Origin of the sequence: Achromobacter sp., assembly GCF_036567245.1 — a bacterium.
GTDB lineage: Bacteria > Pseudomonadota > Gammaproteobacteria > Burkholderiales > Burkholderiaceae_B > Achromobacter.
Genome location: NZ_DATCUY010000557.1, coordinates 1 through 4,815, shown reverse-complemented (window position 1 = coordinate 4,815; position 4,815 = coordinate 1). Strand labels below are relative to the sequence as shown.

The 4,815-nt window shown below is 67.5% G+C and carries 5 protein-coding genes; all 5 read left to right on the top strand.

All coding sequences use genetic code 11. From position 1 onward, the window contains the following. Nucleotides 1-439: 4'-phosphopantetheinyl transferase superfamily protein (locus tag VIR09_RS23375; RefSeq protein ID WP_332015010.1), on the top strand; the 439-nt coding region annotated here is incomplete at its 5' end. A gap of 88 nt (nt 440-527) precedes the next feature. Beyond that, nucleotides 528-1,745: an NO-inducible flavohemoprotein gene (hmpA, locus tag VIR09_RS23370; RefSeq protein ID WP_332015009.1), complete on the top strand. Its 1,218-nt coding sequence runs from the start codon at nt 528-530 to the stop codon at nt 1,743-1,745. 61 nt (nt 1,746-1,806) lie between these two features. After that, nucleotides 1,807-2,244, top strand: coding sequence for an Rrf2 family transcriptional regulator (locus VIR09_RS23365; protein ID WP_332015008.1), 438 nt, complete (start codon nt 1,807-1,809; stop codon nt 2,242-2,244). 108 nt (nt 2,245-2,352) lie between these two features. After that, on the top strand, nt 2,353-3,603 hold the full coding sequence (locus VIR09_RS23360) for a D-amino acid dehydrogenase (RefSeq protein ID WP_332015007.1): 1,251 nt from the start codon (nt 2,353-2,355) through the stop codon (nt 3,601-3,603). A gap of 157 nt (nt 3,604-3,760) precedes the next feature. Continuing rightward, nucleotides 3,761-4,663 (top strand): DMT family transporter, encoded by a 903-nt coding sequence (locus VIR09_RS23355; protein WP_332015006.1) that lies wholly within the window; start codon nt 3,761-3,763, stop codon nt 4,661-4,663. Nucleotides 4,664-4,815 lie beyond the last annotated feature (152 nt).

The following is a 4,815-nucleotide window of genomic DNA, read 5'->3' as shown; positions in this document are numbered from 1 at the left end:
CTGCGCGGCGGCGCCGCAGGGGTGGGCGCTAGGCGCCGACCTGGAGCGCATCCGCCCGCGCGAAGTCTTGCGCCTGGCCGGATGGGTTTGCACACCCGCCGAGCGCGAGGCACTGGCCAGCCTGTGGGGCGCGGCGCAGCTAGAGCGCTTCTATCTCCTGTGGACCCTGAAGGAAGCCTTCATCAAGGCGGCCGGGCTGGATTTTCCGGCGGACATGGCGTCGGTGGGCCTGGCGCCCGATGACAAGGCGGGATGGCGCCTGCGCGCGCCGCCTGGACGGTGGCGCGCTTGTTCCTATCGCTTGGGGGATGACTGGATCGCGTCCGCGGCATGGCGCGCCCAGGCTGGCAGCGCTTTACGTCCCCAATGGCGGGCCGAAGCCGCTTGCGTGTTACCAACGCTTGCCATCCTGGGCGAGTGGGAAGCCGGAAAGGAATGAACCGGGCGGCGTTTTTCAGTGGGCATTTAAAGATGTATTATAAATACATGTTTAACCGCGATTCCGATCGCGCCACAAGGAGCAGTAGATGTTGAGCCCCCAAATCCGCGCCCTGGTCAAGGGCACGGCCCCCGTCCTAAAGACGCACGGTGTCGCGCTGACCAAGCATTTCTATGCCCGCATGTTCAAGCACAACCCTGAGCTCAAGCATGTCTTCAATCAGGCCCATCAGGCGGGCGGCGAGCAGCAGCACGCGCTGGCCGGCGCGGTTACGGCCTATGCCGAGCACATCGACGATCCCTCGGTGCTGATGCCCGTGGTGACGCGCATCGTGCACAAGCACGTCAGCCTGGGCATACGGCCCGAGCACTACCAGATCGTGGGCAAGCATCTGCTGGCCTCGATCAGCGAAGTGCTGGGCGAGGCGGCCACGGACGAACTGATCGCTGCCTGGGCCGCGGCCTATGGCCAACTGGCCGACCTGCTGATCGCCGAAGAGGCGCGCCTGTATGCGGAATCGGCTGCCAAGCCGGGCGGATGGACGGGCTGGCGCGCATTCCGCGTGGTGGGCAAGCAGCGCGAAAGCGCCGAGATCACGTCTTTCTACCTGGCGCCGGCCGATGGCGGCGCGGTGCCTGCCTACCGTCCTGGCCAGTACGTGTCGGTGCGCGTGTTCGTGCCCGAGCTGGGCCTGATGCAGCCGCGCCAGTACAGCTTGTCCGACGCGCCGGGGCAGGACCGCCTGCGCATCTCCGTCAAGCGCGAAGCGGGCGGCGCCGATACGCCGGCCGGCCGCGTGTCCAACGCCCTGCATGACCGCCTGGAAGAGGGCGGGGTGCTGGACGTGGCGCCGCCCCAAGGCGATTTCTTTTTGCGCGAGGAAGGCAATGCGCCGGTGGTGCTGCTGAGCGGCGGCGTGGGCCTGACGCCCATGGTTTCCATCCTGAACCATCTGGTGGGCCTGAACGACGAGCGTCAGATCCGCTTCGTGCACGGTTGCCGCAACAATTCGGTCCACGCCTTGCGGGATCACGTCAACGACATCGCCGCCGAACGCGCCAATGTGCGCAAGGCGGTGTTCTACGAGGAAGTCGGCCACGACGACCAGCCTGGACGCGACTATGACTACGCCGGCCGGGTGGACCTGAACGCCATCCGCGAGGAGGTCATCGTGCCCGGCGCGGACTACTACCTGTGTGGCCCGGCGGGCTTCATGCGCGCGCAGCGCGAGGCCTTGACCGGCCTGGGCGTGCCGGAAGACCGCATCCACGCCGAAGCCTTCGGCACCGGCGGCGCGCCCGCCTGAGCGGTGTATCCTGGCGGCCTGAGCTCTCGGGCCGCCAGCGCCCATCCCTTTCACCCCTGCCATGCAACTGACCCGATTCACCGATTTCGGCCTGCGCGTCCTGATGTACCTGACGCAGTGCCGCCACCGGTCCGCCGCAGTCACCATTCCGGAGATCGCCGACCGCTTCAGCGTGTCGCGCAATCATTTGGTGAAGGTGGTGCACTTCATGGCGCAGCAAGAGTGGGTCAGCACTTCGCGCGGCAAGGGCGGCGGGCTGCGGCTGTCCAAGTCCGCTGACGATTACCGCGTGGGCGATCTGATCCGGCAACTGGAGCAGCAGGGGCCGCTGATCGACTGCCGCGAACCTCCCTGTGCGCTGGACGGCTCATGCCGCCTGTCCGGCGTGCTGGCGCAGACCCTGCAGGCCTTCTACGAGGCGCTCAACGGCTACACCCTGGCCGACCTGGTGCGCGACCCCACGGCCGCGGCCATCATCAAGCTGCATCGCGCCGCCTGAGGCGGGGCATGATGTTTTGTTATGGACCCTGCGGAGTTTGGCATTTGCCGGACGGGCGGGGCGCGTCCCAGAATAGCGTGGTGTCCCTGTCTTTCTGGATCTATGAGTATGCGGGTTTGCGTAATCGGCGCTGGCGTCGTGGGTGTCACGTCGGCTTATTTCCTGGCGCGCCAGGGCCATGACGTGGTGCTGGTGGACAGCCAGGCGCGTCCGGCCGAGGTGTCCAGCTACGCCAATGGCGGCCAGCTCAGCTATAGCTACGTGGCGCCATTGGCCGGCCCCGGCGTGCTGCCCAGCGTGCCGGGCTGGCTGCTGCGCGAGGACTCCCCGCTGCGTTTCCGGCCGCGGCTGGATCCCCACCAATGGCGCTGGTGCCTGCAGTTCGCGCTGGCGTGCCGGGCCTCGGTGGCCAAGGCTTCCACGGTCCAACTGGCCGGCCTGTCCTATCTCAGTCGCGACGTGATGCACTCCCTGCTGGAGCAGGAAGACCTGGACTTCGGCCATCTGAAGAACGGCAAGCTCATCGCCTACCGCAGCCCGGCGCTGCTGGACAAGGCGCGCCAGCTGGTGGCGTACCAGGCCGCTCACGGCGCCGACCAGCAGGTGCTGGACGCGGCGCAGACCCTGGCGCTGGAGCCGGCGCTGGCCGGCATGGGCGGCAGCCTGGCGGGCGCCATCTACACCCCCAGCGAAGAGGCTGGCGACTGCCGCCAGTTCACCGAGGCGCTGTTCGACCGCCTGCAGTCCATGGCCAATGTGCAATGCGCCATGTCCAATCCGGTGTCGGGCCTGCAGCGCGAAGGCCGCCGCATCGTGGCGGTGAACACACGCGACGGCGACATCGGCGCCGACGCCATCGTGCTGGCCACAGGCATCGGCACGCGCGCGCTGCTCAAGCCCCTGGGCCAGGACGTGCCGCTGTATCCCTTGAAGGGCTACAGCCTGAGCGTGCCGCTGGATGAGGACGACGAGTCGGTGGCGCCGCGCATCAGCGTGACGGACTATGAGCGGCGCATCGTCTATGCCCGCGTGGGCGGCGTGCTGCGGATCGCGGCCATGGTCGACATCGGCAGCGCCGACGCCAGCATCGATACGGCGCGCATCGGGTTGCTCAAGCGCCAGGTGCACGAAGCCTTCCCGTCGCTGGACTTGCGCCAGGCCGTGCCCTGGGCCGGCCTGCGTCCAGCCACGCCTACCGGAAAACCACTGATCGGCCGCAGCCTTGCGGCCGACAATCTGTGGCTCAACATCGGGCAAGGCGCGCTGGGCTTCACCCTGGCCTGCGGCAGCGCCGCGCTGTTGACGGCGCAGATGGGCGGGCTGGAGCTGCCGCTGGATCCCGCGCCATTCCGTCCCTGATGCGGGCGATGTCCATTTTGCGATAGCGTCTGCCTTTTCATCGGCAGACGGACCGAAATGCGCTCAATAGGATAGCGATACTCCGGCCGCGCGCGCCGCCCCGAAAGGGCGCCACGCGCGGCCGGAGACCATCCCTCATTCTCCGAGCGCAACCACCATGTCCTACCTGTTCCCGTTGTTCGCCATTCTGTTCTGGGCGGGCAACGTCATCGTGTCCAAGATGGCCGCCAGCGCCATCTCGCCCACCGCCATCACCTTCTACCGGCTGGTGCTGGCCTTGTTCCTGATGGGGCTGTTCACGGCCGGCCCCGCCTGGCGCAACCGCAAGACCATCCTGCGCCACTGGCCCAAGCTGGCGCTCTATGGCGCCTTGTCGTCGGCGGTGTTCCAGGCGCTGTCCTACCGCGCCGCCGAAACCACCACCGCCACCAATATGGCCATCCTGACGGCGCTGATCCCCTTGCTGAGCATGCTGCTCAGCGTGGTGATCCTGCGCGATCCCCTGACCCTGGGCATGGCCGCCGGCGGCGTGCTGTCGTTCCTGGGCCTGTTGTACCTGGTGGGCCAGGGCGACATGCTGAGCGTGTTTCAGCACGGCATCCATGTCGGCGACGGCCTGATGCTGCTGGCGGCCTTGTCCTATGCGCTGTACGGCGTGCTGCTGCGCCATTGGAAGGTGCCGGTGCCGGCCTGGCAATCCACCTTCGTGCAATCGATCTTCGCGCTGCTCTATATGCTGCCGCTGTACCTGCGCGTGCCGGCGGCGCAGGCGGCGCTGGACATGAATACGATTCCGCTGATCCTGTACGCCGGCATCTTCTCGTCGGTGCTGTTGTCCTTCCTGTGGATCGAAGGGGTCCATCGCCTGGGGCCCAACCGTTGCAGCATCTTCATCAACCTGCTGCCGCTGTTCACCGCGCTGGCCGCCTTCGTCATGCTGCGCGAGCAATTGCACCTGTACCACCTGCTGGGCGGCGCGGTGACGCTGGCCGGCGTGCTGCTGGCGCAGACGGTGCAGCGTCCGCTGTTCGGCCGCGCCCGCGCGCTGGCGCTGGACTAGGCGCTTTTCACTGGCGTTCAAGACGCACGCCTGGCGTCCCGGCACAGTGGCTCTCTTTGCAGGGAGAGAGCCCATGAGCATGTTCCAGAGAACCGCCATCGCGCTGGCGCGCAGCCCGGGCGTGGGGCGGGCGATGCGGGCCATGGCGGCCC

Bases quoted from the DNA above. Each gene is read 5' to 3' on its own strand.
- VIR09_RS23360 (WP_332015007.1), top strand. From the start codon at position 2,353: ATGCGGGTTTGCGTAATCGGCGCTGGCGTCGTGGGTGTCACGTCGGCT.
- VIR09_RS23365 (WP_332015008.1), top strand. From the start codon at position 1,807: ATGCAACTGACCCGATTCACCGATTTCGGCCTGCGCGTCCTGATGTAC.
- VIR09_RS23355 (WP_332015006.1), top strand. From the start codon at position 3,761: ATGTCCTACCTGTTCCCGTTGTTCGCCATTCTGTTCTGGGCGGGCAAC.
- hmpA (WP_332015009.1), top strand. From the start codon at position 528: ATGTTGAGCCCCCAAATCCGCGCCCTGGTCAAGGGCACGGCCCCCGTC.